Source organism: Shinella sp. M31 (assembly GCF_049199205.1).
Classification (GTDB): domain Bacteria; phylum Pseudomonadota; class Alphaproteobacteria; order Rhizobiales; family Rhizobiaceae; genus Shinella.
Map to the genome: position 1 here is coordinate 1 of NZ_JBLZPH010000180.1, position 645 is coordinate 645.

Annotated in this window: 1 pseudogene; it reads left to right on the forward strand. The window is 71.8% G+C overall.

What is annotated here, in order from left to right:
* A pseudogene (locus tag ACOZKU_RS27595) lies at positions 1–645 on the forward strand (cell division protein FtsK); the annotation flags it as partial.

A 645-nucleotide genomic window follows, 5' to 3' on the forward strand; every position in this document is an offset into this window, starting at 1 on the left:
GCGCGGCCGCGTGGCTCGGCGGCGCGATCCTCGCTTCGGCCGCGCTCGCCTGTGTGCCCGGTCCGGTCACCTGGCCGCTGCCGACGGGGCTCGGCGGCGTCTTCGGCGACATGATCCTGCGCTTTCCGGCGCTCTTCACCGGCGCCTATCCGACGGGCATGCTGGCGAGCATCCTCGGCGGCATCATCGCCCTTCCCGCCGCCTGGCTGATGGTTTTCAGCGCCGGCCTCGTCGGCACCGTGACGATCGACGACGAGGAGGATTTTGCGCCGGTTCCCGTCCAGAGCCGCGCCCGCACGGTGGCCGAGGAAGAGGACGACGAGGAGCGGGAAGGCCCGCTCACCGTGTTTGCCGGCGCGATGACGCATGCCTGGTACACTGGGCAGGCGCGTGTCCGCCGCATCTTCGGCCTGACCGGCCAGCGCCGCAAGGCGCGCGGCATCGAGCAGCCCTACGATTTCAACGAGGACGAGTTCGGCACGCTGAACGAGCCGGTGCGCGCCCGCGCCGCGACCCGCTCCGGCGAACGCGTCGAACCTTCGATGGAAGGCCGCCGCGCCGTCGAGGCCCCGTCGATCGCGCTCGACGACGAGGGCGACGATCTGCCTTTCGACACGGGCGAGCGTCTGGCGCATCCGAGCGGCA